Below are 713 nucleotides of genomic sequence, written 5' to 3' on the forward strand. Positions count from 1 at the left end.
GCAGGGCTGTTTCATTCTTGAGTAAATAGGAGAAAAGAAGTAAACCTAAAGGCAAAATGAGAGTATTTGCTTGATATTATGGCTTAAATGGCTAATTGCCTCCGTCAAAGCATCAAAACCATGCATTCGCATCAAGGTTAGTACCCAAGTTTTGAGCAAAGACAAATTAATCGGAGCAAAACCCGCTTTTTGAGGACTGGAATCTTCCTCATAAACAACATCCTTGACCCAGTGCAAACGATTTTCAATCCCCCAATGTTGACGAATTCCCATAGCAATTTGTTGAGAATTAGGGTCTAAAGAGCTGATATAGAAACCAATACGCTCATAAGGAATATCGCCTCGCATACCCTTGCGTTCAACACTGACTACACAACCCACTTTCGACCATTTAGGATCTAGATCGTCGGGTGGAGCAAACACTTTAACGATCCGTTCGCTTTGTCGATCGCGAGTTCGTTCTATTGATGCATGACTTTGACTTGGCTCTTGCTGCTGTGTGTGTTGCTGAATTTGCTGATAGAGTTTGGGTTGATTGGTTTTAACTTTAATCACATAATCATTGCCACTGTTTACAATGTCTTCGATTGTTTTTTTTGGCAGTGCAGGGCATCTAGGGTAAACACGAATCCTTTCAAATCTAGGATTTCTAGCAGTTCTCGTACCGTTGTAATCTCACTAGTCTTTTTGTTTTCCATCACTTTTACCCCGAG

General features: G+C 41.0%; 1 protein-coding gene. It reads right to left on the bottom strand.

All coding sequences use genetic code 11. The features are described from left to right. Positions 1–45: 45 nt before the first annotated feature. Complete coding sequence (locus ACP2WE_RS26010; protein ID WP_425218422.1) at positions 46–630, bottom strand: ISAs1 family transposase; 585 nt, start codon at positions 628–630, stop codon at positions 46–48. Positions 631–713 lie beyond the last annotated feature (83 nt).

The organism is Tumidithrix helvetica PCC 7403, assembly GCF_965232925.1.
Lineage (GTDB): Bacteria > Cyanobacteriota > Cyanobacteriia > Pseudanabaenales > Pseudanabaenaceae > Tumidithrix > Tumidithrix helvetica.